This is a genomic window from Arthrobacter sp. Cza30 (assembly GCF_059090765.1).
Genome location: NZ_JBNHGA010000001.1, coordinates 733084 through 757807, shown reverse-complemented (window position 1 = coordinate 757807; position 24724 = coordinate 733084). Strand labels below are relative to the sequence as shown.

The 24724-nt window shown below is 70.3% G+C and carries 26 protein-coding genes and 1 tRNA gene; 10 read left to right on the top strand and 17 right to left on the bottom strand.

What is annotated here, in order from left to right; all coding sequences use genetic code 11:
• Positions 1–31: 31 nt before the first annotated feature.
• Positions 32–1510, bottom strand: a complete 1479-nt coding sequence (locus AC5RVZ_RS03390) for a dicarboxylate/amino acid:cation symporter (protein ID WP_494064361.1) — start codon at positions 1508–1510, stop codon at positions 32–34.
• A gap of 228 nt (positions 1511–1738) precedes the next feature.
• Here AC5RVZ_RS03390 and AC5RVZ_RS03385 point away from each other — a divergent pair, with 228 nt between their 5' ends.
• Both AC5RVZ_RS03385 and AC5RVZ_RS03380 read left to right on the top strand, forming a co-directional pair.
• Positions 1739–2074 (top strand): hypothetical protein, encoded by a 336-nt coding sequence (locus tag AC5RVZ_RS03385; RefSeq protein ID WP_494064360.1) that lies wholly within the window; start codon positions 1739–1741, stop codon positions 2072–2074.
• 89 nt (positions 2075–2163) lie between these two features.
• Positions 2164–2251, top strand: a tRNA-Ser gene (locus AC5RVZ_RS03380).
• Between the two features lie 29 nt (positions 2252–2280).
• Here AC5RVZ_RS03380 and AC5RVZ_RS03375 read toward each other — a convergent pair.
• Both AC5RVZ_RS03375 and AC5RVZ_RS03370 read right to left on the bottom strand, forming a co-directional pair.
• Positions 2281–2769, bottom strand: a complete 489-nt coding sequence (locus tag AC5RVZ_RS03375; protein ID WP_494064359.1) for a bifunctional nuclease family protein — start codon at positions 2767–2769, stop codon at positions 2281–2283.
• An 86-nt stretch (positions 2770–2855) separates the two neighbouring features.
• The gene (locus tag AC5RVZ_RS03370) at positions 2856–3338 is read right to left on the bottom strand and encodes a GNAT family N-acetyltransferase (protein WP_494064358.1); all 483 of its coding nucleotides are present in this window, start codon (positions 3336–3338) and stop codon (positions 2856–2858) included.
• 90 nt (positions 3339–3428) lie between these two features.
• Between AC5RVZ_RS03370 and AC5RVZ_RS03365 the strand changes: the two genes are divergently transcribed.
• On the top strand, positions 3429–4460 hold the full coding sequence (locus AC5RVZ_RS03365) for an LLM class flavin-dependent oxidoreductase (protein ID WP_494064357.1): 1032 nt from the start codon (positions 3429–3431) through the stop codon (positions 4458–4460).
• Between the two features lies 1 nt (position 4461).
• On the opposite strand, the gene AC5RVZ_RS03360 is transcribed toward AC5RVZ_RS03365, so the two are convergent.
• The 5 genes from AC5RVZ_RS03360 to erm all read right to left on the bottom strand — a co-directional run bounded on the left by AC5RVZ_RS03360 (position 4462) and on the right by erm (position 9403).
• Entirely contained in the window at positions 4462–5679 is a 1218-nt protein-coding gene (locus tag AC5RVZ_RS03360) for an alpha/beta hydrolase family protein (protein WP_494064356.1), read from the bottom strand.
• Positions 5680–5743: 64 nt separating this feature from the next.
• The gene (locus AC5RVZ_RS03355) at positions 5744–6829 is read right to left on the bottom strand and encodes a DNA glycosylase AlkZ-like family protein (protein WP_494064355.1); all 1086 of its coding nucleotides are present in this window, start codon (positions 6827–6829) and stop codon (positions 5744–5746) included.
• Between the two features lie 12 nt (positions 6830–6841).
• Positions 6842–7336 carry a metallophosphoesterase family protein gene (locus tag AC5RVZ_RS03350; RefSeq protein WP_494064354.1) on the bottom strand — a complete coding sequence of 165 codons (495 nt, stop codon included), beginning with the start codon at positions 7334–7336 and terminating at the stop codon, positions 6842–6844.
• A gap of 4 nt (positions 7337–7340) precedes the next feature.
• Positions 7341–8606: an MFS transporter gene (locus AC5RVZ_RS03345; protein WP_494064353.1), complete on the bottom strand. Its 1266-nt coding sequence runs from the start codon at positions 8604–8606 to the stop codon at positions 7341–7343.
• The gene (erm, locus tag AC5RVZ_RS03340) at positions 8603–9403 is read right to left on the bottom strand and encodes a 23S ribosomal RNA methyltransferase Erm (protein ID WP_494064352.1); all 801 of its coding nucleotides are present in this window, start codon (positions 9401–9403) and stop codon (positions 8603–8605) included. The genes AC5RVZ_RS03345 and erm overlap by 4 nt, the downstream gene beginning before the upstream one ends.
• A 274-nt stretch (positions 9404–9677) precedes the next feature.
• On the opposite strand from erm, the gene AC5RVZ_RS03335 reads away from it, so the two are divergent.
• Entirely contained in the window at positions 9678–10658 is a 981-nt protein-coding gene (locus AC5RVZ_RS03335) for an LLM class F420-dependent oxidoreductase (protein ID WP_494064351.1), read from the top strand.
• Positions 10659–10737: 79 nt separating this feature from the next.
• Here the strand turns inward: AC5RVZ_RS03335 and AC5RVZ_RS03330 are convergent, their stop codons facing one another.
• Positions 10738–12108 carry an FAD-binding oxidoreductase gene (locus AC5RVZ_RS03330; RefSeq protein WP_494064350.1) on the bottom strand — a complete coding sequence of 457 codons (1371 nt, stop codon included), beginning with the start codon at positions 12106–12108 and terminating at the stop codon, positions 10738–10740.
• Positions 12109–12252: 144 nt separating this feature from the next.
• On the opposite strand from AC5RVZ_RS03330, the gene AC5RVZ_RS03325 reads away from it, so the two are divergent.
• The gene (locus tag AC5RVZ_RS03325) at positions 12253–13389 is read left to right on the top strand and encodes a helix-turn-helix transcriptional regulator (protein WP_494064349.1); all 1137 of its coding nucleotides are present in this window, start codon (positions 12253–12255) and stop codon (positions 13387–13389) included.
• 13 nt (positions 13390–13402) lie between these two features.
• Here AC5RVZ_RS03325 and gnd read toward each other — a convergent pair whose 3' ends face one another.
• Entirely contained in the window at positions 13403–14479 is a 1077-nt protein-coding gene (gene gnd / locus AC5RVZ_RS03320) for a phosphogluconate dehydrogenase (NAD(+)-dependent, decarboxylating) (RefSeq protein ID WP_494064348.1), read from the bottom strand.
• Positions 14480–14574: 95 nt separating this feature from the next.
• Positions 14575–15117: a DUF488 domain-containing protein gene (locus tag AC5RVZ_RS03315; RefSeq protein ID WP_494064347.1), complete on the bottom strand. Its 543-nt coding sequence runs from the start codon at positions 15115–15117 to the stop codon at positions 14575–14577.
• Positions 15118–15187: 70 nt separating this feature from the next.
• On the opposite strand from AC5RVZ_RS03315, the gene AC5RVZ_RS03310 reads away from it, so the two are divergent.
• The gene (locus tag AC5RVZ_RS03310; RefSeq protein WP_494064346.1) at positions 15188–15565 is read left to right on the top strand and encodes a cupin domain-containing protein; all 378 of its coding nucleotides are present in this window, start codon (positions 15188–15190) and stop codon (positions 15563–15565) included.
• Positions 15566–15620: 55 nt separating this feature from the next.
• Positions 15621–16637, top strand: coding sequence for a serine hydrolase domain-containing protein (locus AC5RVZ_RS03305; RefSeq protein ID WP_494064345.1), 1017 nt, complete (start codon positions 15621–15623; stop codon positions 16635–16637).
• An 11-nt stretch (positions 16638–16648) separates the two neighbouring features.
• On the opposite strand, the gene AC5RVZ_RS03300 is transcribed toward AC5RVZ_RS03305, so the two are convergent.
• The 4 genes from AC5RVZ_RS03300 to AC5RVZ_RS03285 all read right to left on the bottom strand — a co-directional run bounded on the left by AC5RVZ_RS03300 (position 16649) and on the right by AC5RVZ_RS03285 (position 20758).
• Positions 16649–17461 carry an ABC transporter permease gene (locus tag AC5RVZ_RS03300; protein ID WP_494064344.1) on the bottom strand — a complete coding sequence of 271 codons (813 nt, stop codon included), beginning with the start codon at positions 17459–17461 and terminating at the stop codon, positions 16649–16651.
• A gap of 9 nt (positions 17462–17470) precedes the next feature.
• A complete protein-coding gene (locus AC5RVZ_RS03295; protein ID WP_494064343.1) occupies positions 17471–18298 on the bottom strand; it encodes an ABC transporter permease in 828 nt (275 codons plus the stop codon).
• A gap of 151 nt (positions 18299–18449) precedes the next feature.
• Positions 18450–19637 carry an extracellular solute-binding protein gene (locus AC5RVZ_RS03290; RefSeq protein WP_494064342.1) on the bottom strand — a complete coding sequence of 396 codons (1188 nt, stop codon included), beginning with the start codon at positions 19635–19637 and terminating at the stop codon, positions 18450–18452.
• Between the two features lie 50 nt (positions 19638–19687).
• Positions 19688–20758 carry an ABC transporter ATP-binding protein gene (locus tag AC5RVZ_RS03285; protein WP_494064341.1) on the bottom strand — a complete coding sequence of 357 codons (1071 nt, stop codon included), beginning with the start codon at positions 20756–20758 and terminating at the stop codon, positions 19688–19690.
• Positions 20759–20887: 129 nt separating this feature from the next.
• On the opposite strand from AC5RVZ_RS03285, the gene AC5RVZ_RS03280 reads away from it, so the two are divergent.
• The 3 genes from AC5RVZ_RS03280 to AC5RVZ_RS03270 all read left to right on the top strand — a co-directional run bounded on the left by AC5RVZ_RS03280 (position 20888) and on the right by AC5RVZ_RS03270 (position 23090).
• Positions 20888–21667 carry a FadR/GntR family transcriptional regulator gene (locus tag AC5RVZ_RS03280; protein WP_494064340.1) on the top strand — a complete coding sequence of 260 codons (780 nt, stop codon included), beginning with the start codon at positions 20888–20890 and terminating at the stop codon, positions 21665–21667.
• 73 nt (positions 21668–21740) lie between these two features.
• Positions 21741–22463: a cache domain-containing protein gene (locus AC5RVZ_RS03275; RefSeq protein WP_494064339.1), complete on the top strand. Its 723-nt coding sequence runs from the start codon at positions 21741–21743 to the stop codon at positions 22461–22463.
• A 24-nt stretch (positions 22464–22487) separates the two neighbouring features.
• Positions 22488–23090: a dihydrofolate reductase family protein gene (locus tag AC5RVZ_RS03270; RefSeq protein WP_494064338.1), complete on the top strand. Its 603-nt coding sequence runs from the start codon at positions 22488–22490 to the stop codon at positions 23088–23090.
• Here AC5RVZ_RS03270 and AC5RVZ_RS03265 read toward each other — a convergent pair.
• Positions 23087–24289: an NAD(P)/FAD-dependent oxidoreductase gene (locus AC5RVZ_RS03265; RefSeq protein WP_494064337.1), complete on the bottom strand. Its 1203-nt coding sequence runs from the start codon at positions 24287–24289 to the stop codon at positions 23087–23089. The genes AC5RVZ_RS03270 and AC5RVZ_RS03265 overlap by 4 nt on opposite strands.
• A gap of 19 nt (positions 24290–24308) precedes the next feature.
• On the bottom strand, positions 24309–24686 hold the full coding sequence (locus AC5RVZ_RS03260; RefSeq protein WP_494064336.1) for a nuclear transport factor 2 family protein: 378 nt from the start codon (positions 24684–24686) through the stop codon (positions 24309–24311).
• Positions 24687–24724 lie beyond the last annotated feature (38 nt).

The following is a 24724-nucleotide window of genomic DNA, read 5'->3' as shown; positions in this document are numbered from 1 at the left end:
TCTTCCTCTGTCGTCGTGCCGACCGTTCCGATCAGACGCGTGAACGCTGCAGACCGCGCTCGACCGCTGCGGCGTCCTCGGCGCTCGCCCCTTCGAACTCGTCGGCCGCGGCCGGACCGGCCACGTCTTCGACGGAGTCGTCGTCGAACGGCACGGTGCCGCGAGGCGCGTCGTACAGATCGCGATCGAGGATGCCTTCGCGCCGAGCCACGAGCGTCGGCACGAGCGCCTGCCCCGCGACGTTGACCGCCGTGCGCCCCATGTCGAGGATCGGGTCGATCGCGAGGAGGAGTCCGACGCCCTCGAGCGGCAGCCCCAGAGTCGACAGGGTGAGCGTCAGCATGACGGTGGCGCCGGTCGTGCCGGCGGTCGCGGCCGATCCCACGACCGACACCAGCACGATCAGCAGGTACTGCCAGATCGACAGCTCGATGTCGAAGAACTGCGCCACGAAGATCGCCGCGATGGCCGGGTAGATGGCCGCGCAGCCGTCCATCTTCGTCGTGGCGCCGAACGGCACGGCGAACGAGGCGTACTCGCGGGGCACGCCGAGGTTGCGCTCGGTGACCCGCTGCGTCAGCGGCAGCGTGCCGATGGAGGAGCGGCTGACGAACGCGAGCTGGATGGCGGGCCAGGCGCCCGAGAAGTACTGCCGGATCGACAGTCCGTTCACCCGCAGCAGGATCGGGTAGACCACGAAGACGACCAGGGCGAGCCCGATGTAGACCGCGAGGGCGAACCAGGCGAGCGTGGTCAGCTTCTCCCAGCCGTACTCGACCACGGCCGACGCGATGAGCCCGAGCGTGCCGAGGGGCGCGATGCGGATGATCCACCACAGCACCCGCTGGACGACCTTGAGGCCGGATTCGGTGACGTCGAGGAACGGCTCGGCCCGCTTGCCCAGCTTCAGGGCCGCGATGCCGATGGCGGCGGAGACGACGATGACCTGCAGGACGTTGAAGCCCACCGAGGAGGTGGCCGCGCCGGTCTCCCCGTTGATGTTCGTGGAGACAGTGAGCCCGAGGAAGTTCTGCGGCACGAGGCCGATCAGGAAGTTCCACCACGTGCCGACCGTGTAGGGGTCGGCCGGCGTCAGCTGCGACTGGTCGACCCGCGCGCCCGGCTGGATCACGATGCCCAGCACGATGCCGATCGTCACCGCGATGAGCGCCGTGATGGCGAACCACAGCAGCGTCTGGCCTGCCAGGCGGGCGGCGTTGGTGACACGGCGCAGCTGCGCGATGCTCGCCACGATCGCCAGGAAGATCAGCGGGATCACGGCCGTCTTCAGCAGGGCGACGTACGATCCGCCGATGACGTCGAGCGTCGCGGCGAGGCCGTTGGGGCTGTCGTCGGCATTCGGCCCGATCTGCCGCGCCAGCAGACCCAGCAGCACGCCGAGCACGAGCGCGACGGTGATCTGGAAGCCGAACGAAGTGAGGATGCGGCGGGAGCGAGACGTCTGCGTCTTGTCCCGCTTTCCGGTGGTGGGCGTCGTGGCAGAACTCATGGCTCTCCTGGATGGTTCTCGGGTCGCCTCTCTGGCGACTCGGATGAGGCTATGCGCCTCCGGGTGCCCGTGTGCGGATGTGACGGTTGATGACGACGCCGGCCTGTATCGGGGTCCTCTGGCGGTGTCAAGCCTCGCTGCCCGATTGGTCGGCGTCCGCACCCGCTGGATACAAAGGAACCACCCAAAACGGTTTCGACCACGACAGTCGAGAATGACGGAGGAACGATGACGCTGACCGTTGATACGACTGCCCTCGCCGCCACCTCTCGGGTGATCTCGCCGATGAACTCGGGACACCCCAGCCTCGGTCGCGCGCCGGAGGCCACCATCATCCCGGTGAGCCTGACCTGCTATCGGGTGGTGATGGGCGACGACCCGAAGGGGTATGTCTGCTCGGACGAGGAAGGGTGGGAGTGCTTCGTCGGCGCCCACATGGCCGACGCCCGCTCGATCGGCATGCGCTCGAGCCTCACCACCGCCATCAGGGATGTGGTGACCGACAAGAGCTCGGTCGCCCTCGGGAAGCCGGCGCTCCCCGCAGATCTCGCCGAAGCGGCCTGACCCGCTCGTTCCGCGGCGCCCGATGACGCGACGCGTCGGGCGCCGCGGCATGAGCAGGGTAGGATGGTCGCTGGCCCTCCGGGGCCGCTGGAGGATTCGCCTAGTGGCCTATGGCGCACGCTTGGAAAGCGTGTTGGGTGCAAGCCCTCAGGGGTTCGAATCCCCTATCCTCCGCCACATCCCTCTGCCGGCCGCTGCGCGGGCGGTCAGCCGTCGAAATCCTCCGGTTCGACGTCGTCGAGGAAGCGCTTGAACTCGTCGAGGCTGTCGGCGGTGTCGGTGTCGGTGAGCACGTCGGGGACGCCCGCTTCGCTCATGACGGCCTCGGCCACGAAGATGCTCGAACCGACGCGGGCGGCCAGCGCCACGGCATCCGACGGGCGCGCGTCGATGACCCGTGCCCCCAGCGCCGTCGAGATCGTCAGCTCGGCGTAGAAGGTGCCTTCCTCGATGCGAGTGACTTCGACCCGAACGAGCTCCGCGTCGAGGGTTTCGAGGATGGTTCGCATGAGGTCGTGTGACAGCGGACGCGGGACGGGCGCGTTCTCGACGGCCACCAGGATCGAGGTGGCCTCGAGCTGACCGATCCAGATCGGCAGCACATATCCGTCGCCGGGCATCTCGTCGATGGGCTTGAGCAGCAGCACGTGCTGCCCCGAGGCGTCGAGGGCGACGCCGGCCACGCGAACCTGCACGATCTCTCCCTCCGCCGGCTCCGGTTTGGTCTCGCCATCGTAAGCACGCCGGTTCGCGTGGGACAGGGGGGTTGCGTCGGAGTGCGTCAGTCGGTCACGACGAGCTCGTACCGGCGGCAGGAGACGGTGACCGTGCCCCCCTCGACGGCCGCCTCGTAGTCCAGATGCCCGGTGTCGCGCCAGCCCTCTCGCTCATAGAAGTGTCGTGCCCGCGCGTTGCCGGTGACCACCGCCAGCCACGGCGTGGCATGACCGGCGGCCCTCAGCTGTGAGGCGCCGTGTGCGAGCAGATCGCGGGCGACGCCGGTGCCGCGAGCGGACGCGTCGACGAAGAGCTGCTCGACCTCGTCGCCCTTGAGGGTGACGAATCCGACGATGACGCCGTCGACCTCGGCGACATGCGTGCGACCGAGCATCGCGACCGTTCGGGAGAGGAACGTCTCGGCCGTGCGATGCGCCAGGAGCTGTTGTGGGACATGGCCGAGGTGACCGTCGCGCCACGCCGATTCCCAGACCTCGGCGACGCGGGTCTCGTCTCCCTCGCGGGCGGGGCGGATCCGGCTGGTCATCGCGCCAGGTTACCGCCCACCTCCGACACCGCCCCCGCCGCACTGTGTATTCACCGGAATGGATGAGGCCGGCGTACCGTTGTCATCGACATGCAGCGCTTCGGAACCCTCTCGTTCGGACACTACGGCCCTCTGGGCGGCGGCCGCCAGCTGACAGCCGCCGACTCGCTGCTGCAGGCCGTCGATCTGGCCCAGGGCATGGACGAGCTCGGCGTCGACGGCGTGTATTTCCGCGTGCACCACTTCGCGCGGCAGCAGTCCTCGCCCATGCCGCTGCTGGCGGCGATCGCCGCACGAACCGAGCGCATCGAAATGGGCACGGGCGTGATCGACATGCGCTACGAGAACCCGCTGTACCTCGCCGAGGAGGCCGCGTCGGTCGACCTGCTCTCGGGGGGCCGTCTCGCACTGGGTGTGAGTCGCGGGTCACCCGAGACGGTCGTGCGCGGCTACGAGGCCTTCGGCTACACCGGGTCGCAGGACCCCCGGGGCGCCGATATCGCCCGGGCGCACTTCGACCTGTTCCTGCGCGCGATCGAGGGCGAGGGTCTGGCTGAACGCGACCCGGGCTCGCCGTTCGGCGCGGGGGCCTCGGGCCTGCAGCGCATCGAGCCGCACTCCCCCGGGCTGCGCTCCCGCGTGTGGTGGGGAGCGGGAACCCGCGAGACGGCGGAGTGGGCCGGCCGCACCGGCGTCAACCTGATGTCGTCGACCCTGCTGACCGAGGCCGACGGACGTCCGTTCGACCTGCTGCAGGCCGAGCAGATCGACGCCTTCCGCGCCGCCTGGCGGTCCGCGGGGCACGAGCGCGAGCCGCGCGTGTCGGTGAGCCGCTCGATCTTCCCGATCACCACGGCCGAGGACGCGATGTACTTCGGCGGCCGCCAGGACGGCGACCAGATCGGCATCATCGACGGCATGCGCTCCACCTTCGGCAAGACGTATGCCGCGGAGCCCGACGTGCTGGTCGAGCAGCTCAAGGAGGATGCCGCGATCGCGAGCGCCGACACGCTGATGCTGACCATTCCCAGTCAGCTCGGCGTGGAGTTCAACCTGCGCGTCGTGGAGTCCTTCGCGAGATACGTCGCGCCGGCGCTCGGCTGGGTGTCGACGCGAGCGTGATTCACGCGGCGAGACGCTCGTCGAGCCAGTCGAACATGCGCTGAGCCGTGAGCGTCCGAGCGAGCGGCTGGCAGTGCTGGTCGGCGCCTTCGGCGGCGGTGAACCGGACAAGGGTCGAGACCGATCGCGTGAGAGCTGAAAGCTGATCGGCCTGCCCCGGCCAGAACTGCTCTCCCTCGGGGGAGAGGATCAGCAGGGGCGTGGTGATCTGCGGGGCGACATCTGCGACGGTGTAGGCCCGGACGGCGTCGAGCGTCTCTGCATAGCCGCTCGTGCCGAAGGGCCGGGCGCGGAAGCTCCAGGTCCGGGAGAGCCCGGGAGAGAACCTCATGGCCAGCGCCATCTCACGGTCGAACTTCTCGTTCTCCCCCGCTTCCAGCAGGGCCCTCAGGCTTCTCGGCAGGTGGTCGGTCCAGGACGTCGACACGTCCACGACACCGGGATCGGTGATGCCGGCGGCGAAGCGGTGCTCGAACGCGAGAGCACGCGCGACCCAGTACCCGCCTTGGCTGATCCCGTAGACCGCGATGCGGTCCGCGACCACGCCATCCAGCGCCGCGACAGCGTCGTACACGGGGGTGAGCACGTGCTCCCAGTCGGGCCGGAACGTGGTTCCGAGCTGAAACAGCTGCGACTGCTGGCCGGGCCCGTCGAAGACCAGGACGTTGTATCCGCGGCGCAGGGCGGGAGCGACGCACGCCGCCCAGAGCGCCGCGAGAGACCCGTCGCTGCCGTTGACGGCGACGAGCGTGGCCGCGGGCTCGCCGTCCCCGGCGGGCGCGCGGAAGAAGTACCCCGGCAGCGCCGAGTCCTCGTACGGTATGCCGACGCGTTCGACGGTCGACGGCACGTGGTCGACGAACGCCTCCCACGCGCGTTGCTGCGACTCGAATGTCGGATGCAGGCGACTGTCGTCGGCGAGCGCGCTCGCGGCGTTCACCGCGACGGCGTAGTAAGCGGACGCACGCAGGTACGCCTGCGCGGCGCTGGTGCCGTGCCCCGCGGCGGCCGACTCGTCCGCGATCGCCGCGGCCCTCTCGGCGATGCCCTTCCAGGCGCCGAACCACGCCTCGTGGTCGTGCTTCCCCACGCCGGCGGTCGCGGCGAGCACCTCGCCCGGCTCGGCGGCGCCTTCCACACTGCTGCCGAGGGCGATGCGGATGTCGAAGTCGAAGTCGGGGTTGGGTGAGAACGGAGCGATACCGGCGTGACGGGTCATAGGGCGTCTCCTGTACGGGGATCGAGCGAACGCCTTCACTCTGCCCGGGAACCGGCTGCCGGCGCTACCGATCGATCCCGCTGACACTCACGCCGAGCCACTCGGCGAGGTCGGCGACCTCGGCGCGGACCATGTCGTGCTCCTCCGGCTCGAGCGGCATGAGCTCGTGCACCGCGTTCACGCGCAGCACCTCGCGATCGCGGTCGACTTCGGCGTCCAGCATCCCCACGAAGCGATCTGCGAGCAGGATCGGGTGCGCGAAGAACCCGTAGTGGCGCTGAGCCTTGGGCTTGAACTGCTCGAGCACGTACGTGAAGTCGAACACCTCCGTCAGGCGCGGCCGGTCGAACAGCATGCTGTCGTAGGGGTTCAGAAGCGCCGCGCGTCCGCCACGGTCCTCAGCGAGCGCCGCGATCGCGTCCGGGTCGACGCGGAATCGCCACCGGCTGCCCTCCACCGTGGCGGGCTCCCCCGCGTCACCGACCGGCGTCCACGGTGACTTCTGCTTGGCCAGGCCCGCCGCCTGCAGTCGGCGCTCCGCGAGGAGGCGTGCCGCCTCCTCGTCGTCGTATTCGGGCAGGTCCGGCGGGTAGACGCGCTCGGCGAGATCCCACCGCCGGTGGCGTCCCTCGCGGCCGGCGATCGCCACTTCGCCCCGACGCATCAGGAACTCCAGCATGTGCGGCACCTGGTTCGAGCCCGACCAGCCGTCGGGCGCGCGCGTGACCTGGGCGGTGTCGGGGATCTCGGCAGCCAGCAGCGGTCCCTCGGCACGCAGACGGGCGAGCACGTCGACGCGGAACCGGGCATTCGCCTCCAGCCACTGCCGACTGCTCTCGCGCTGCGGCCAGCGCCGCATCGCGGGCAGCATCAGGGGCAGCAGGCTCACGGGACGGAAGGCGCCGTCGAACTCGAACAGCAGCCGGTCCCCCTCGACCGCCTTGGTCAGCTGACCGGTCTCGTACGACCAGCCGATGCGCGACCACAGCACCGTGTGCTCGCACGAGGCGATGGGCGCCGTGGGGTCGATCTTGATGTAGCCCAGCTGCTCGGCGACCTCCACCACGTCGCCGGGCCGGTCGGCCTCGAGCAGCTGCGCGCGCACGATGATGCGGCGGGCGTCGTCGCGCGTGAGCCGGTGCGGTGTCATCTCGCCGGCCTTTCACAGCCCGATCAGCGTGACGTCCCGCAGGACGCCGCCGTCGGCGACCGCCGTCATCATGGTGTGTCGCGGCTGCCGGCGCCGATCGGTCGGCGATCCCGGGTTGAGCAGCCGGATGCCGCCGGGCGTCGTCGTGTCCCACGGGATGTGACTGTGCCCGAACACGAGCACGTCGATGTCGTCGAACGCGGCGTCGATGCGCGCTTCGCGGCGACGCGCATCGCCGGTCTCGTGCACGACCGCCACGCGGACGCCGTCGATGTCTCGTCGCGCGACCTCCGGCAGTCGGGCGCGCAGGTCGGCCCCATCGTTGTTGCCGTACACGCCGAGCACCTCCGCGTGGGCGCTGAGGTCGTCCAGGACGGATGCCGCGACCCAGTCGCCGGCGTGAAGCACCAGGTCTGCGGCATCCGCGGCGTGCAGGACCGCGTCGGGCAGCCTCCGTGCCCGACCCGGGATGTGCGTGTCGGAGATGAGCAGGAGCGTCGTCGCCACACGGTCATTCTGCCGTCTGCATCCCCGCATCGTCGTCGCCGTGCCGCGCGCCCCATACCGGCGAGAAGAGGGCGATGGCTGCCGCGACGGCGAACACGGCGACGACCGCGCCGAAAGTGACGCCCGGACCGACGAGCCCCACCGCCACACCGCCGAGCAGCGCACCCACGGCGGCCATCGTGCGGTTCGCCGACCGCATCGTCGCGTTCACGCGGCCGAGCATCGCGTCCGGGGTCACGGCCTGCCGGTACGCCATCTCGTTGGCGTTCTCGACACCGGCGGCGACTCCCTGCAGCATGAGAGCCGCCGCCAGAAGGCCGGCCGCGGCTTCGCGCGTCGCCGCGTGGATCGCCGTGACCGCCACCAGCAGCCACGCGAGGGGATACACCGCGCGGGCGAGGGCGATCGTGCGCCCCGCGCCGGCGGTGCGGCCGAGCCACGGCGACAGCACCGCACCCGTGAGCGTGGCGACTCCCGCCGCGGCGAACAGCATCCCGTATGCCACCGGCGCAAGCGCCAGATCCCTCAGGGCGTAGATGGCGAGCGTCGTGAAGGCCGCGGCGTTGGCGATGAACCACACGTGCGTCGAGACGGCCAGCGGCGCCAGCGCGCGGTGCCGATACCCCCACCGCAGTCCCTCCCCGATCTCGCGGCGGATTCCGCCTGCCGCGGCGCGTCGCCGAGGCGGCTCCTGGATCCGCAGCCGTGCCACGACGGCCGCCTCGACGAGGTAGGTCAGCCCGTCCACCGCGATCGCCGCCGGCGCCCCGAGCACGCTCACCAGGCCACCCCCGAGCGCCGGGCCGGCCGTCTGGGCGGCGGCATCCGTCTGATCCAGGCGGGCGTTCGCGATCAGCAGCCGGTCGCGCGAGACCAGCTGCGGCAGAAGCGACTGGGATGCCGCGAAACCGAAGACCATGAGCGATCCGAAGATCAGCAGCAGAACCGCCAGCGACCAGATCTCCAGCCCGCCCGCCAGCCACAGCATCGGGATCGCCGCAAGGACGACCGCGCGTCCGACGCTCGCCCACATGAGCACCCGCACGCGGCGCCATCGGTCGACGAAGACGCCGGCGACCAGGCCGAGGACGGCGTACGGCAGGACCTGCGCCGCGTTGACGATCCCCACCTCGACGGGCGAGGCCCCGAGCACCTGGACGACGAGCACCGGCACAGCGACGGCCGTGACAGCGCTGCCGAACGCGCTCAGGGCGGCGCCGGTCCAGAAGCGGAGGAACGACCGCTCGCCGCCCGGACGTGCCGCTGTCATCTCGCCGTGGTCCCCCTCGCGCCGGGTCCCAGCCTAGGGTTCACCTCGCGCCACAGCGCGGCCCATTGCTCCGGGCGCAGATCACGGGGAAGGCGGTCGTGGGCGATTCCCGCCCGACTCGTCACCGCCCTCGCCTGCGACCGGCTCAGGCGGGCGCTGCGCTGGACGAGCGCGACCACACCGTTCCCCGTGCCGGTGAACATCTCCCGCACGAGCCGCTCATACGCGAGCCGGTCCCGGCTGTGCACGAGCGGCGAGGCGCGCCGCGTGATCGTCAGGATGCCGCCGTCGACGCTGGGCATCGGACGGAAGTGCCGCGCCGGCACGCGGCCGTGGAGCTCGAAGTCGAACCAGGGCGCAGCCTGGGCCGTCATCATCGTGCCGCCGCCGACGCCGGCGCGTTTGCGAGCCACCTCCCACTGGGTCAGCAGCACCGCGTGCTGCCAGACGCTCCGCGACAACAGCCGCCGCAGGATCGGCGTCGTCACGTGGTAGGGCACATTGCCGACCACGACGGGGCGATCCAGCGGATGCCGCAGCGCGTCGGCGTGCAGCACACGGACCTGCGGCAGCCGGTCACGCAGGGTCCGCACGCGATCCTCGTCGATGTCGATGGCGACGAGGTCGCGCCCGAGGCCTGCGAGCGGACCGGTCAACGCGCCGTCGCCCGCACCGATCTCGAGGATCGCGCCGTGCGTGCGGGTCACGATGCCGACGATCTGCTGGATCGTCGGACGGTGGGTGAGGAAGTTCTGGCCGAGCTCGTGTCGGCCGCCGAAGGATGAACGATTTCGCATGAGCGCTCCACGGTGAAGAGTTGGAGCACCCCGACGCCGGATGCGGGGACCATCGCGTGCGCCCGGGGTGCGAGGACTCCCGGACGACGGCGCTATCGCGACGACTGCGAATGCGCCGTCAGGCGCGGCGGTCGCGGATGAAGACGTCGCACGCCATCGTCGGCGCGCTGTAGATCGTTCCCATGCGCCCTATGCTAGCCGGTCGGATATCACCCCCGCTTCCGGGCTCGCAATACCCGTGCGAGGGTGCGGGTCCCCGCGTATCGTCCCCGGCATGGTGCGATTCGGTTACACCCTCATGGGAGAGCAGAGCGGGCCCCGCGAGCTGGTCCGGTACGCGCAGGCGGCGGAGGACGTCGGCTTCGACTTCGAGGTCTCGAGCGACCATTACTCGCCGTGGCTCATGAGCCAGGGCCACTCCCCCCACGCGTGGACGGTTCTCGGCGCGGTCGCCCACGCGACATCCCGCGTCGACCTCATGACATACGTGACCTGCCCCACCATGCGGTACCACCCCGCGATCGTCGCGCAGAAGGCCGCGACGCTGCAGCTGCTCAGCGACGGACGCTTCACGCTGGGGCTGGGCTCGGGCGAGAGCCTCAACGAGCACATCGTGGGCGAGGGCTGGCCGAGCGTCGACACACGCCAGTCGATGCTGGTCGAGGCGATCGAGATCATCCGCGAACTGCACAGCGGCGACCTCGTCACCTACGACGGCCACTACTTCCGCGTGGATTCGGCGCGGGTGTGGGACAACCCCGACACGCCGGTGGACATCGCGGTGGCGGTGTCGGGCGCCGAGGGCATCGAGTCCTTCGCCCCGCTGGCCGATCACCTCATCGCGGTGGAGCCGCAGGCCTCGCTCGTGGAGCAGTGGGACCAGGCGCGCAACCGTTCGTCGGGCAGTACGTCGCGCAAGATCGGCCAGGTCCCCATCTCGTGGGATCCGGACGAAGAGACGGCCATCCAGCGTGCGCACGAGCAGTTCCGCTGGTTCGGGGGCGGATGGGCCGTGAACGCCGAGCTCCCCAATCCCGGGAGCTTCGCCGCCGCCACGCAGTTCGTGCGTCCGGAGGACGTCGCAGGCTCCATCGCGTGCGGGCCGGATCTGGATGCCATCGCCGAGAGCGTCCGACCGTTCATAGACGCCGGATTCACCGACGTCGCGATCGTGCAGATCGGCGACGAGCAGCAGGATCGGTTCCTCGCTGAGGCCGCAGGCCCGCTCCTGGAGAAGCTGCGCGGGCTCGGCTAGCCGGCTCCACCGGCGTCGACGAGGAAGGAGGGGCGCGTTCCCCGGGCGCGCCCCTCCCTCCGGCCCGACCCGCGACGCTCTACACCGGCTGTGCTGCGGCGAACACGCCCTGCGGGTCGTACAGGGACTTCAGCTCCCGCAGCCGCGCAAGGGATTCCCCGAAGCCCGGCGCGCGGTCCACGCCGCCGTCGAGGAAGGTCAGCACGCGCGCGTCGATGTGCCACGGCGCCAGGGCGGCGATGCCGCCCCGGACGGCGGCATTCGCTGCGGGCATCGCCTCGGGGACGGGCACCATCGCGATGGTGTGCGCCACATACTCGCCGGGGAAGGCGCCGACGGCCCCGGCGTGCAGCGGACGCCGCGCGACCGCACCGCCGACGTGGCGGAGTTCGGCGATGAAGAGCCCGGGAGCGGAGGCCGCGGCGAGGAACGTCTCCACCGCGTCGGAGGGGAGCGAGCCGAGCACCGCATGCGCGGTCGCCGCCGGCGTCGGCCCGGGCGGGTCCATGTGGACGGCGAGCAGACCGGCAGCCGGTATGCGGGCGAAGGTGTCCATCTCCGGCGACAGGGCGCGCAGGGGCTCCAGGATGGCGGACGCGGCTTCATCCGTCTCGCGGATCGCGCCGTCTATGACCACGAGAGACCGGCCTGCGAGGAACGGCGGGAGTTCGGGGAGCGGCGGGAAGTGCATCACCCGCAGCGACGTGGTCGCGCTCTCGGGCGCCGTGGCGGTCCACGCCGCCCACGCGTGCGCGACGTCGGCCGCGCGTGCGGCGTCCCACAGCAGCATGCCGGCGAAGACGTCGGCGTAGGGCAGCAGGTCGATCTCGAGCGAGACGACGACGCCGAAGGCGCCCGACCCGCCACGCACCGCCCAGAACAGCTCGGCGTTCTCGTCGGCGCTCGCCCGCACGAGACGACCGTCGGCCGTCACGAGCTGCACGGCACGTACGGTGTTGACGGCCAGTCCGTGCTCGCGGGCGTAGAACGACATGCCGCCGCTCAGGCTGTAGCCGGCGACCGACACGTCGCCGGCGCTGCCGTGGAGCGCGGTGAGGCCATGGGGTGCGGCTGCGGCCAGCACGTCGGCCCACACCGACCCGCCGAGCACCCGCGCCGCGCGGGTCGCGGGGTCGACCGTCACACCGCGCAGGTGGGCCAGCGAGAGAAGCACGGCATCGGAGAGATCGGTGTCCGCGAGCGCGGCCGCGGCGTGGCCGGTCGACTGCGGAGCGACCCGGAGACCGGACGCCACGGCGGCGCGCACGACGTCGACCACGTCCTCCGCGGTCTCCGGACGGGCCACCGCGAAGGGGCGCTGGTCGACGGCGACGTTCCATGGGACGCGGGCGAGGTCGTACGCGGGGTCGCCGGGCAGGACGACGCGATCGCCGAGCGCGTCGCGCAGCGCGGCCGCGCGGGTATCGGAGGTGGTTTCGGAAAGGCTCATGACGGCTCCATCGGGTTCGATCGGTGACGATGCGGCCACTTTCCCTGATCGGGATCGGCGCGCACCATCCCAGATCACGAGGGACTTCCAACCCCCCAGATACCTGGGATGGCGCATCGGCGCGCGCGGGAGCACACTTCTTCCATGGCATCCGCTCTGGCGATCGGGCGCGCGCGCAGCGACATCGACGTCGTCTCGCGCGCCGGCTTGCCGCTGCACCGCTTCATGGACGAGGCGGCGGCGGCGCTGCAGTCGGTCGTCCCCTTCGTCGCGGCGTGCGTGTCCACGCTCGACCCGGCGACCACCATGGTCTCCAGCGCCCGCAAGCTCGGCGTGCTCGACGGCCGGAACGAGCAGGACGTGATGTGGTCGCAGATCGAATACGGCGGCGACGACCCGACGTCGATCACCGCGCTGGTGAGGACCGGCCATTCCGTCATCGGCGTCCAGCACCTCACGCGCGGGGCGATCGACCGATCGGTGCGCATGGCCGACCTGCTCGTCCCGTATTTCGACTTCCATGACGAGGCCCGCGCCGTCTTCGCCGACCGCAACGGCGCCTGGGGGCACATCTCGCTGTTCCGCGGCAGCGACGACCCTGCGTTCGACGAGGACGAATTGGGCTTCATCGCGGCCGTCGCACCGGCGTTCACGCGAGGCATCCGCACCGGTCTGCTCGCGCAGCTCAGCCGCGTCGATGCCCTGCCCGCGACGGGGCCCGCCGTGATCGTGTTCGACGCGCACGACCGCATCGTGCAGTCCACGCCGGGAGCTCAGGCCCACCTCGGGCGCATGGCGGTCGTCCCCGGAATGGGCGATCCGCTCACCTCGGTGCAGGCGCTCGTGAGCGCGGCGCGCCGATTCGCGCGCGGTGAGATCGACAGGATGCCTCGCGTCCGGGCGCGCACCGGCGACGGCGTGTGGCTGGTGCTGCACGCCGCGCCGCTGGGCGGGACGGACGACCGGGCGGGCGACGTGGTGGTCACGATCGAGGAGGCTCGCCCGCAGGAGGTGCTGGACCTCGTCTCAGCGGCGTTCGAGCTGACCGCGCGGGAGCGCGAGGTCGTCGCGATCGTGCTGCGCGGTGCGGACACGAAGGAGATCGCCGCCGAGATGCACGTGTCGCCGTACACCGTGCAGGACCATCTCAAGTCGATCTTCGACAAGGCCGGCGTCGCCAGCCGGCGCGAACTGGTCGCGCGCGTGTACTTCGACCAGTACGCGCCGCGCCTGGGCGCTCAGGTCGGCACCAGCGGCTGGTACGCCGAGCCCGCCTCCTGAGCGCCCGGGGCCGTCACTGGGTGGTGTCGCTCGTCGCGTTCGACTCGGCCTTGCGCGAGCCGGCCTCCAGGACGTCGCCGGCGGGCAGCTCCTGGTGGCCGCCGAACTGCAGTCGCATGGCGGAGAGGACCTGGTTGGCGAACCGGTCCTCATCGCGCGAGGCGAACCGCTCGAAGAGGGACGCCGCGAGCACCGGGACGGGCACCCCCACGTCCACCGCCGCCTTGACGGTCCAGCGACCCTCGCCGGAGTCGGAGACGCGGCCGGCGATGCCGTCGAGCGTGGGGTTCTCCTGCAGGGCGGCGGCGGTGAGGTCGAGCAGCCAGGACGAGATGACCGATCCCCGCCGCCAGAGTTCCGTCACCTTGGGCGTGTCGATCGTGAACTGGTAGAACTCCGGCTCCTCCAGCGGAGCGACCTCAGCGGAGTGCACGGACTCGCGGATGCCGGCATCCGCGTTCTCGAGGATGTTCAGCCCCTCCGCGATGGCCGCCATGATCCCGTACTCGATGCCGTTGTGGACCATCTTCACGAAGTGGCCGGCGCCGGAGGGCCCGCAGTGCAGGTACCCCTGCTCCTCGGGCGCGAGGTCGCCCGAGCGGCCGGGCGTGCGAGGGATCTCGCCGGCGCCCGGAGCGATGGTCCGAAGAATGGGCTCGATCTCGGCGACGGCCTCATCCGGTCCGCCGACCATGAGGCAGTATCCGCGATCGAGGCCGAACACGCCGCCGCTCGTGCCGACGTCGACATAGTGGATGCCGGCTTCCCTCAGCTTCGCCGCCCGGCGCACGTCGTCGCGATAGTTCGAGTTGCCGCCGTCGATGATGATGTCGCCGGGCTCCAGGACGGCGGCGACCTCGTCGACGACCCGCCCGGTCAGACCGGCGGGAATCATGAGCCAGACCACGCGCGGAGTCTCCAGCTGAGCGGCGACGTCGGCGAGGCTCTCGGCACCGATCCCGCCCTCCGCTGCCAGCGCCGTCACCGCGTCGGCGTTGACGTCGAACACGACGCATTCGTGTCCGTCGCGCATCAGGCGGCGCGCGATGTTCGCGCCCATCCGTCCGAGTCCCACCATTGCCAGCCGCATCGCGAACCTCCTTCTCCGGCCGTTCCACCGGCCGTCTCCCGGTCGCGTCCGACGCGACCGCACCTCCCGACACTCCAAGCCGGAGCGCCGGCATGTCAACCCCCGCTCGCGGGGTAGACCAGCATCCCCTCCTCCGACCGACGCGCCGCCTCCGTCATGCGCGCCGGCTCGGCGCGACCCTCCCCCATCAGATGGAACACCTCCGCGCCGCCGGCGAGCAGATGGTCGGCGACGATGCGCCGGTGACACCGCCACCACACCGCCTCCGAGCACATGACGGCCGGCGGCCGGTCCGCTCCGAGTGCCAGGAGGCGACGCAGCCCCGAGCGGAACTCCTCGCCCAGGGCGTAGTCGGCGTAGTTGTGGAAGCTGCGATTGCGCCAGAACGCGTTGAGGTCATCGGGCACGTCCGGCTGCCGCGCGCGGCGCCCGCCCAGTTCAGGGACGTGCGTGTACCGGATGCCGGCCTCAGCCAGTGTCTCCGCCAGCGCGTCTCGCTGGAACTGCGGGTGCGTGCGGGATCCGGGGAGGCGACGGATGTCCGCGACGGTGCCCACGTCCCCCGCGCGCAGCAGCCGGATGAACTCCTCGACGGTGCGGGTGGAGTGACCGACCGTGAAGAAGGGCGACGCATCCACGCTTCCACGCTACGTCGCATGAACGGACGCGGCGTGGGGCTTGCATCGGCCCAGCGCACAGGTGACGCTGGTGCCACGGGGACGCGACGACGAAGGGGCGCCGATGGACGACGACAACCTCACCGATCTGGTCGCGGAGCTGATGAGCACCGCTCGGGCTGCGTCGAGCGGACGCGCGGCCCGGACCATCCAGGGCGACCACGAGCACATCCTGCGCCAGACCGTGATCGCCCTGCGGGCCGGCGAGCGCATGAGCGAGCACGAGAGTCCCGGTGAAGCGACCCTGCAGGTCCTCGCCGGCCGCGTGCGGGTCAACGCCGGCGACATCGTGTGGGAGGGGTCGTCCGGCGATCACACCTCCGTCCCCCTGCAGCGCCAGAGCGTCGACGCCCTCGAGGACGCGGCGCTCCTTCTGACCGTCGTGAAGACCGCCCACCCGTCGTCGTGAATCTCCCCGTAGCGTGGACCGGACCGCGAGCCGCGCCCGCTGAACGGAGAACACCATGAGACTCGACCGGTCCCTCGTGGACGAGGCTGCCGCCGACGGGCGATTCACCGGAGTTCTCACCGTGGACGTCGCGGATCAGCGCGTCTTCGAGGCGGCCTACGGCTTCGCGCACCGGGCGTTCGCGGTTCCCAACGCGACCACCATGCGGTTCGCCATGGCGAGCGGAAGCAAGGCCTTCACGGCGCTGGCTGTCATGCGGCTCGTCGAGGACGGGACCCTCCGCCTGGATCTTCCGGTCCGGGATGTGCTCGGCGCCGACCTGCCGCTCATCGACGACGCCGTCACGATCGAGCACCTCCTCGGCCACACGTCCGGGATCGGCGACTATCTGGAGGAGGACGACGAGTGGGATCCCGCCGAGTACGCGCTGGCCGCCCCGGTGCACACGCTGACCACCGCCGAGGCGTTCCTGCCGGTGCTGGACGGTCGCGCGCAGAAGTTCCCGCCCGGCGAGCGCTTCTCCTACTGCAACGGCGGATACGTGGTGCTGGCGCTCGTGCTCGAGCGGTCGACCGGCGAGGCGTACCAGGACGCCGTCCGACGGCTGGTGTTCGCACGGGCCGGGCTGGAGGAGACCGACTTCCTCCGGATGGACGACCTGCCCGGCACCGTTGCACGCGGCTATCTGCACGCGGAAGGCGATCGCGTGAACACCCTGCATCTGCCGGTGATCGGCAACGGCGACGGTGGTGCCTTCACGACCGCCCGCGATCTGCACCGCTTCTGGCGGGCGCTGTTCGACGGTGTGCTCGTCTCGCGCGACAGCGTCGACATGATGACCCGACCCCTCCACGACACCGGGGGCTCGTCCCGATACGGCCTGGGCTTCTGGGTGCATCCGTCAGGGCGAGCGGTGTCCGTACAGGGCCAGGATGCCGGTGTATCGATGTGGTCGCGCCACGTGCCCGCGACCGCCACGACGGCTACCGCCCTGGGTAACAGCTCGGAGGGCGCGTGGCCGGTCGTCTCGGTCGCGGCACGCGCCCTCGCCGACGAGCTCGACCGCGCGTGACATCTGCTCCCCTACCTGCGGTCGCCGATCTCGCGGCCGAGCCGCTGCGACGCCCAGACGGGCAGCAGCGAGAAGAGGATCACCACGGTGGCGACGACGTTGACCATGCTGGCCTCGTTGGGCCGCGCCATCTGGTTCATCATCCACAGAGGCAGCGTGTCGACGCCGGGTGGGGCGGTGAAGATGGTCACCACCACCTCGTCGAACGACAGCGCGAACGCCAGGATGCCGCCGGCGATGAACGCCGACCGGAACTGCGGGAACGTGATGAGCGAGAACGTCTGCCACGGTGTCGCACCGAGGTCTCGCGACGCCTCCTCGACGTTCGGGCTCATGCGCCGCAGGCGCGCGAACACGTTGTTGAACACCATCACGATGCAGAAGGTGGCGTGCGCGATGATCATGCCGAAGTACCCCACCTGGATGCCGACCGGCTCGAGCAGCTGGTTGTACGTGTTGTTCAGCGCCACGCCGGTGACGACGCCGGGCAGCGCGATCGGCAGGACCACGAGCAGGTTCACCGGCTGCTTGCCGAAGAAGGCGTACCGCTGCAGCGCGAACGCCACGAGCGTCCCGAGGATCAGCGCGACCGCCGTGGCGCCGAGTCCGACGAGGACGGAGTTGAGCAGCGCCAGCCGGATCGGCTCGCTGACGAAGGCCTTGCCCCACCACTCCAGTGAGAAGCCGCGGATGGGCCAGCTGGCGATGCGCGCCTCGTTGAACGAGTTGAGCACCACCAGCAGCAGCGGGACGTACATGAAGACGAGCACGATGGCCACGAGGAGGCCGAGGATGACCTTCGCGCCGCGCGAGAGTCGAAGCATGAGGACCTCCTACATCCGCTCGAGCGCGCCGGTGCGCTGCACGCTCAGCAGATAGATGACGACGAACGCGATGGGCACGACCGAGAACGCGGCCGCGATCGGCGGGTTGAGGTTTATGTTGGAGGCGATGATGCTGCCGATCATCTGCGTGGACCCGCCGACGAACTTGGCGGCGATGTAGTCGCCGAGGCTCAGGGAGAAGGTGAAGATGGAGCCGGCGATGATGGCCGGCTTGATGAGCGGGAGCACGACGGTCCGGATGGTGCGCCACGCCCCCGCGCCGAGGTCGGATGCGGCGTCGAAGAGATTCGCCGGCAGCTGACGGATCGCGGTGTACACCGGCACGGCCATATAGGGCAGCCAGAGGTACGTGAGCGTGAGGATCACCGTCGTCACGCCGAACCCGGGACCGGAGATCCCGAGGGGTGCGAGCATCCCGTTGAAGAAGCCTCCTTCGGTGAACGTCACGCGCATCGCGAGGATCTTCACGAGGTAGCCGGCCCAGAGCGGGAGGGTGATCGCCACGGCGAGCACAGCACGCAGCCACGGCTTCGCGATCTTCGCCATGAACAGCCCGAGCGGAATGGAGATGAGCATGCTGAGCGCCGTCACCGCGAGCGCGATCAGCAGCGTGCGCACTGCGGTGGACAGGTAGGCGGGGTTCGCGACCAGCTGCTCGAAGTTGCGCATCGTGAATCCCGGCTTCACCTTCGAGGTGAAGGGGTCGGTCGTCCAGAACGCCGTGACCAGCAGCATGGCCAGCGAGAAGATGTAGATGCCCACGAGCCAGAGCATCGGCAGCGCGAGCAGTCCTGCGACGTGCGATCGACGCTTCATGTGCGTTCCCTTCGATGCGGATCGGCCGACGACCGGCCGGAGGTGGGTGGGCGGCGCTGGGGTCGCCGCCCACCCGGAGAAGGCGGGCGGCGCTGGGGGGCACCGCCCACCGGTCGGGCGGGCGGCGTCGGGCGCCGCCCACCCCGGCTCATCAGCCCTTGACGGTCAGCCAGGCGTCGGTCCACTCCTGGAAGTTCGTGCACTGGACGTCCGTGCGCCCGTCGATGCACTGCTCGATCGGGGTGGTCCAGAACCAGACCTTCTCGAAGTACTCCTCGTCGGTGGCGTTGTAGTAGTCGCAGTGCGCCTTCGCCTCGTCGTTCAGCTCGCAGAACGCGGCGTTCGCGGGCGCCATGCCGAAGTTCATCGCGATCGCGCCGTTGACCTCGGGCGAGCTGGTGTAGTCCATCCATGCGTACGCGCAGTTGGGACTGTCGGACTGGGACGACAGCATCCAGGCGTCCGACCATCCGGTCGATCCCTCTTCGGGCAGCACGCTCTTGAACTTGTCGTCCTCGGTGAGCTTGCGCAGGACCTCCCAGGACGTCCCGAGGACGGTGTTGCCGCCCACGAACGACGTGATCTGCGCCGCGGGGTCCGACCAGTACTCCGACACGATCCCGTTCTGCTTCTTCAGCAGATCCACGGCGGCGGCCAGCTGCTCCTTGTCCAGCGCGTACGGGTTCTCGATGCCGAGCTCCGGCTCGTGCGCCATGAGGTACACCGCGGCGTCGGCGATGTAGATGGGGGCGTCGTACGCGATGATCTTGCCGGCGTAGGGGCTGTCCTCCTCCCAGGCCACGGACCAGCTCGTGGGCTCCTCCGTGACGACCTCGCTGTTGTACTGCAGGATGTTCGCGCCGCGGCCGATCGGCACACCGTACGACTTGCCGTTGATCGTGTCGTACAGCTGTCCCTTCATGCCCGGGACGATGTCGTCGCCGAAGTTCGGGATGAGGTCGAGATTGATCGGCGCGACGTCGCCGCCGGCGATCAGGCGCAGGCTCGCGTCGCCCGATGCCGACACGAGGTCGTAGTCGCCGGTGCGCATGAGCTGCACCATCTCGTCACTGGTGCCGGCGACACGACGGTTGACGACGCAGCCGGTCTCCGCGGTGAACGCGTCCGACCAGGCCGGCTCGACGAAGCCGCTCCACGCGATGATGTCGACCTCGCCCTCGTACTCGCCCAGCTCCTCCTGCATGGGCACGTCGGGCACGTCGATCGACAGTCCGCCCGCACCGCCGGCGGCCTCTTCTTCGGCGGCCGTGCTGCAGCCGGTCAGGGCCAGTGCGGCGACCGCTACGGCGGCGGCACCGGTGATGAGCCTGCTTCTCATGTTCTGCTCCTTGCTTTCGCTTCTCGGTGGATGGGTACTGCGACTGGTGGTCACGGCAGCTCGGCGGCGTGGCTGGACGCCCAGGCGACACGCACGCGGTCGCCGCGGCGCACGGTGACATCGGCAGACGGGTGATGGCTGTTCTGGGTCTCGGCGATGAGCCGGAGGCCATCGATCCCGTCGACGATCACGCGGGTGGTGGGCCCCGTGTAGACGATTTCGGCGACGTGGCCCTCCACCACGACGTCGTCGCGGCTGACCTGCTCATCGGGCGCCAGCAGCCGCACGCGTTCCGGGCGGATGCTGATCGCCGCGGCGGTGCCTGTGAGGCGCTGTGCCGTCTCTGCCGGGATGATGTTCGACAGCCCGAGGAATCGGGCGACGAACTCGGTTCGGGGGTACTCGTAGACCTCGCGCGCGCTGCCGATCTGCTCGATGCGCCCGTCGTTGAACACGGCCACCCGGTCGCTCAGGGTCAGCGCCTCTTCCTGGTCATGCGTGACGAAGATGAAGGTGATGCCGACCTCGCGCTGGATGCTCTTGAGCTCGATCTGCATCTCCTCGCGAAGCTGCTTGTCCAGGGCGCCCAGCGGCTCATCGAGCAGCAGCACGCGGGGGCGGAGGATGAGGGCCCGGGCGAGTGCGATCCGCTGACGCTGCCCGCCGGAGAGCTGGTGGGGAAGGCGCGACGCCACGTGATCGAGGCGCACCTGCGCCAGCGCGGCGTCCACCGCCGCCTGCCGCTCCCTCTTGGACTGGCCTCGGACGCGGAGGCCGTACGCGACGTTCTCCGCGATCGTCAGGTGGGGGAAGAGCGCGTAGTCCTGGAAGACCGTGTTGACGGGGCGCCGATGAGGCGGGATGCGTGTGACATCCTCTCCGCCGATGCGGATGGTTCCGCTGGTGACGTCCTCGAAACCCGCGATCATCCGCAGCACCGTCGTCTTGCCGGAACCCGATGGGCCGAGCATCGACAGGAACTCCCCCTGGCTGACGTCGAGCTCGAGGTCTCGCACCGCCGTGAGGTCGCCGAACGACTTGGTGACGCCCGTCAGCGAGACATGGCCGGAGGCGGCCGCCTCGGTGGGGGCGACGGATGCAGCGGCGACGGTGGACGACATGCGGACTCCTCGGGACGACTCTGTGCTTGAGGGCACGAGTAAACATATGAAACCAGAGGTTATATTTCAAGCGGATTTCTTCGCCGTCACGCTCAGGTTGCCGAAAACGCCGGGTGAGAGGATGAGCACGTGACCAGCCAGCTGCCGGGCCGAGATCGACGCCCTCGCCGTCTGGAGGGGTCGATTTTGATGCCGATCGGGGACGCTGGGCGCGCCGAACTCGTCGAGAAGCGCCTGGCCGAGGCGATCACGGGCGGGCATCTGCGCGCGGGCGATCGCCTCCCCTCCGAGGCCGATCTCGCCCGCACGATGGGTGTGGCGCCCACAACGGTGCGCGAGGCGCTCCTCGCTCTTCGGGCGCGCGGCCTGGTCACGACACGCCGCGGGCGCAACGGCGGCAGCTTCGTCTCCGAGACGGCCGATCCGCTCGTGTTCGCGCACGAGACCCTTCTCGCTTCGTCGCGACTGGCCATCCGCGATCTCGGAGTCCACTACGCCGCCCTCACCACAGCCGGCGTGCGCCTGGCCGCACGGCGCGCGGCTCCCGGCGAGGTCGCGACGATCCGGTCCCACCTCGGCCGGCTCGACGCGCTGGACGGGGAGCTCGATTCCCGCCAGCTGGGCGTCTGGCGCCAGTCGATGGACGACCTGCACCTCGAGCTGGTGGCGCTGAGCCAGTCGGCGCGTCTGACACGCGACCAGATGCGACTCCAGGCGGAGCTCTCGCCCCTGCTGCGCCTGATCGACGTGGATCCGGCGCTGCGGAGACGTCAGCGCGAGCTGCTCGAGCGGACGCTCGACGCCGTCGATGCCGGCGACGAGTCGTCGGCGAGCAGTGCGATCGAAGAGCTCGTCACAGCGTCGATCGATGCGCTGGATGCGCTGCGCATGCACGCCGACGATTCGTGACGGGCGCGCGCGTGTGTACGATGCGTTCACGGCACGGTCGCCGTCGACGCAGCCACTGACCTTGGGAGACGACATGCCCGCGACGTCTGCTCCACCCCGCACCGCCGAGGGCGCGACGGCGCTCGAGCAGGCCGCCGCCGTCGTCTCGGCCTACTTCCGTGGTCTCCTGCCGCAGCTCGAGGAGCACGCGGGACGGCTCGGCGAGGCGATCCGCGCCCACGGGCCCGAGGGCCTCACCGCATCGCGCATCGACGACCTGGTCGAGCCGCACGCGCGGGCGCTGTTCGACCACCCCGGCGAGCGGATCTACGGCGCGGGCTTCATCGCCACGGTGGACCTGCTCACCGACGCCTCCAGCCACCTCGCCTGGTGGCAGGGCGCCGAGCGCCGCAAGCTCGTCTTCCCGGCGCAGTCCGTGAAGCAGGGCATCGACTACCGCGAGCTCGAGTGGTTCCGCGTGCCGTTGCTGACCGGCAAGCCGCATGTCGCGGGGCCGTACGTCGACTACCTCTGCAGTGACGAGTACACGATGACGGCCGCCGCGCCGGTCACCGTCGACGGCACATTCGTGGGCGTGGCCGGCCTCGACGTCCTCATCGAGATGATCGAGCGCCGCCTCACCCCGCCCCTGCGGGCGCTTGCGGCTCCCCTGCTGCTGGTGAACGGCGTGAACCGCGTCCTGGTCTCGACCGACGCGCGGTACTCGGCCGGGGATGTCCTGCGCCCGGACCGCGTCGGCGTGCGCGATCGTCGCGCCTGCGACTCGGTCGACCTCGACGTGGTCGTCCTGGACTGAGCACGTGCCCTGCCGGTGACACTGATGCGCACGGTGATCGTCAACAACATCGTCTCACTGGACGGCTACTACGCCGACGCTGACGGCGACCCGCTCGCGCTGAACATGGACACCGCGTTCGATCAGGCGAACCTCGAGAGCATCGAGCGCGCCGACGTCGTCCTGCTGGGGCGGGAATCATTCGACGGCTTCAGCGCGTACTGGCCCTTCATCGCCGACGCCCCCGAGCCGGTCGAACAGGAGTCCGGCCCCATCCGGCAGTACGACGAGGTGAACCGCGCGATCAGCCGTCGCTGGAACGCCGTGCCGAAGGTCGTGATCACAGATCGTGGGCCGGTGCCGGATTCCAACGCGTGGGCGGAGTCCACGACCGCGGTCCCGCGCGACCGCCTCACCGAGTGGCTGGATGCGGCCCAGGGCGACATCGTCGTGTTCGCCAGCCATGTGCTGTGGAACGACCTGCTCGCGCGCGGACTGGTCGACGAACTGCATCTCATGGTCAGCCCGGACGCCTTGGTCACCGGCGTTGCGCTCTTCACCCGTCCGGCGAGCCTCGAACTGCTCGAGGCGCGCACCTTCGAGGGATCCTCGAACGTGCAGCTGCGCTACCGCGTGCGCTCCCGCTAGACGCGCCCGGTGAGGATCAGGTTCCAGTACACCCAGGGCAGGATGTGCCGGTCGGCGATCCACGCCAGCCGGTTCTCGCGGTACATGCCCTTCAGGAACGGGATGGTGGGAGACAGCTCGCCCTCGTCGTCGAACTCGGCCCACACCACGGTCGAGCGCGACACCGTGAACGGGCACACGGCGTAGCCGTCATAGCTGTCGCCGGGCTCCTCGCCGCGCAGCACGGCGACGAGGTTGCGTGCGAGCACGAGAGTCTGCTTGCGCAGGGCCCCGCCGCACTTCGAGTTGGTCGTGGCGGCGGCATCGCCCAGCGTCCAGACATTGGGATAGCGCGGATGCCGCAGCGTCCGGGTGTCCACTTCGACGAAGCCGCCCTCGCTGCGCGGGCCCGCGAGCGGCGAGTTCTTGATCCAGTCGGGTGCGGACTGCGGCGGCACCACATTGAGCACGTCGTAGGCGATGCGCTCGGCGCCCTCGGGCCCGCCGATCACCACCTCCTGCGCGGCGGCATCCACCTCGAGAAGCTCGCTGCTGGTGTGCAGCTCGATGCCGTACTCCTCGATGCAGCGATCGAGCTCCGCGTCGAACGCCGGGATGCCGTAGACGGTGTCGGTCGGCACCACCAGAACCACCCGGATCTGGTCGAGGACGCCCGTCGCGCGCCAGTAGTCGCATGCCTGGTACATGGGCTTCTGGGCCGCACCGGCGCATGAGGCGGGTCCTGGCGGCTGCGTGAAGACGACCGTCCCCTCCTTCAGATCGCGCAGGAGCAGCGAGGCCTTCGCGGCCAGCGCGTACTCGTAGTGGGACGCGACCGCCGGCGTCTGCAGCGCCGCCTCGAGACCGGCGATGCGCGCCCAGTCGAGCTGGATGCCCGGGCAGACGATGACGTGGTCGTACGTCACCCGATCTCCGCCGGCCAGTTCGACGGCATTGCGGTCGGGATCGATCGAGGTGACACCGTCGCGGATCCACTCGACGCCCTTGGGGATGACGTCCCGTTGAGGTCTGACCGTGATGCTCGCGCGGGCGGTACCGCCGGCGACGTGCGAGAACAGCGGCTTGTACAGGTGCTCCTCGCGCGGCTCGACGAGCGCGATGTCGTCGACCCCCAGGCGGCGCAGGCGCGCGGCGACGGAGATGCCCCCGTTGCCGCCGCCGATCACCAGGATCCGGTGATGCAGGTGTTCCTCGGTCATGTCGCTCCTGCCTGTCGGGTCAGTCGGCCTCGGGCACCGGCGTCTGCTGGTACAGCGCCAGCCGCCACTGACCGTCCTGGCGGACGTACACGCTCGACATCGCGGCGACGAACGCGGGGCCGCCGGCCGCACGGAACGAGCGGCCGGTGTAGACGAGCGCCGCGGCGTCGGGTCCGAGCGGGACGATCCGTTCGTCCGAGATCTCGTAGCTGCTCCACGCCGGCGCATCGCGCAGCGACTGGACGACGCCGTCCCGGTCCAGCACGGATCCGTCGGCGAGCACCATCGCGCCGTCGGGCGTCATGATCCTGCCGTAGTAGTCGTCGCCGGAGCCGTCGCACAGCGACATCCAGCCGGCCTGCTCTAGCCGAAGCAGCTCTGCGATGTCGGAGGTCATGCTCTCACTGTCGGCGTCGGCGCAACCACAGCACAAGG

Bases quoted from the DNA above. Each gene is read 5' to 3' on its own strand.
- AC5RVZ_RS03285 (WP_494064341.1), bottom strand. From the start codon at position 20,758: ATGTCGTCCACCGTCGCCGCTGCATCCGTCGCCCCCACCGAGGCGGCC.
- AC5RVZ_RS03295 (WP_494064343.1), bottom strand. From the start codon at position 18,298: ATGAAGCGTCGATCGCACGTCGCAGGACTGCTCGCGCTGCCGATGCTC.
- AC5RVZ_RS03260 (WP_494064336.1), bottom strand. From the start codon at position 24,686: ATGACCTCCGACATCGCAGAGCTGCTTCGGCTAGAGCAGGCCGGCTGG.
- AC5RVZ_RS03290 (WP_494064342.1), bottom strand. From the start codon at position 19,637: ATGAGAAGCAGGCTCATCACCGGTGCCGCCGCCGTAGCGGTCGCCGCA.
- AC5RVZ_RS03360 (WP_494064356.1), bottom strand. From the start codon at position 5,679: ATGACCCGTCACGCCGGTATCGCTCCGTTCTCACCCAACCCCGACTTC.
- AC5RVZ_RS03345 (WP_494064353.1), bottom strand. From the start codon at position 8,606: ATGACAGCGGCACGTCCGGGCGGCGAGCGGTCGTTCCTCCGCTTCTGG.
- AC5RVZ_RS03265 (WP_494064337.1), bottom strand. From the start codon at position 24,289: ATGACCGAGGAACACCTGCATCACCGGATCCTGGTGATCGGCGGCGGC.
- gnd (WP_494064348.1), bottom strand. From the start codon at position 14,479: ATGCGGCTGGCAATGGTGGGACTCGGACGGATGGGCGCGAACATCGCG.
- AC5RVZ_RS03325 (WP_494064349.1), top strand. From the start codon at position 12,253: ATGGCATCCGCTCTGGCGATCGGGCGCGCGCGCAGCGACATCGACGTC.
- AC5RVZ_RS03305 (WP_494064345.1), top strand. From the start codon at position 15,621: ATGAGACTCGACCGGTCCCTCGTGGACGAGGCTGCCGCCGACGGGCGA.
- AC5RVZ_RS03330 (WP_494064350.1), bottom strand. From the start codon at position 12,108: ATGAGCCTTTCCGAAACCACCTCCGATACCCGCGCGGCCGCGCTGCGC.
- erm (WP_494064352.1), bottom strand. From the start codon at position 9,403: ATGCGAAATCGTTCATCCTTCGGCGGCCGACACGAGCTCGGCCAGAAC.
- AC5RVZ_RS03365 (WP_494064357.1), top strand. From the start codon at position 3,429: ATGCAGCGCTTCGGAACCCTCTCGTTCGGACACTACGGCCCTCTGGGC.
- AC5RVZ_RS03270 (WP_494064338.1), top strand. From the start codon at position 22,488: ATGCGCACGGTGATCGTCAACAACATCGTCTCACTGGACGGCTACTAC.
- AC5RVZ_RS03390 (WP_494064361.1), bottom strand. From the start codon at position 1,510: ATGAGTTCTGCCACGACGCCCACCACCGGAAAGCGGGACAAGACGCAG.
- AC5RVZ_RS03370 (WP_494064358.1), bottom strand. From the start codon at position 3,338: ATGACCAGCCGGATCCGCCCCGCCCGCGAGGGAGACGAGACCCGCGTC.
- AC5RVZ_RS03385 (WP_494064360.1), top strand. From the start codon at position 1,739: ATGACGCTGACCGTTGATACGACTGCCCTCGCCGCCACCTCTCGGGTG.
- AC5RVZ_RS03275 (WP_494064339.1), top strand. From the start codon at position 21,741: ATGCCCGCGACGTCTGCTCCACCCCGCACCGCCGAGGGCGCGACGGCG.
- AC5RVZ_RS03300 (WP_494064344.1), bottom strand. From the start codon at position 17,461: ATGCTTCGACTCTCGCGCGGCGCGAAGGTCATCCTCGGCCTCCTCGTG.
- AC5RVZ_RS03355 (WP_494064355.1), bottom strand. From the start codon at position 6,829: ATGACACCGCACCGGCTCACGCGCGACGACGCCCGCCGCATCATCGTG.
- AC5RVZ_RS03335 (WP_494064351.1), top strand. From the start codon at position 9,678: ATGGTGCGATTCGGTTACACCCTCATGGGAGAGCAGAGCGGGCCCCGC.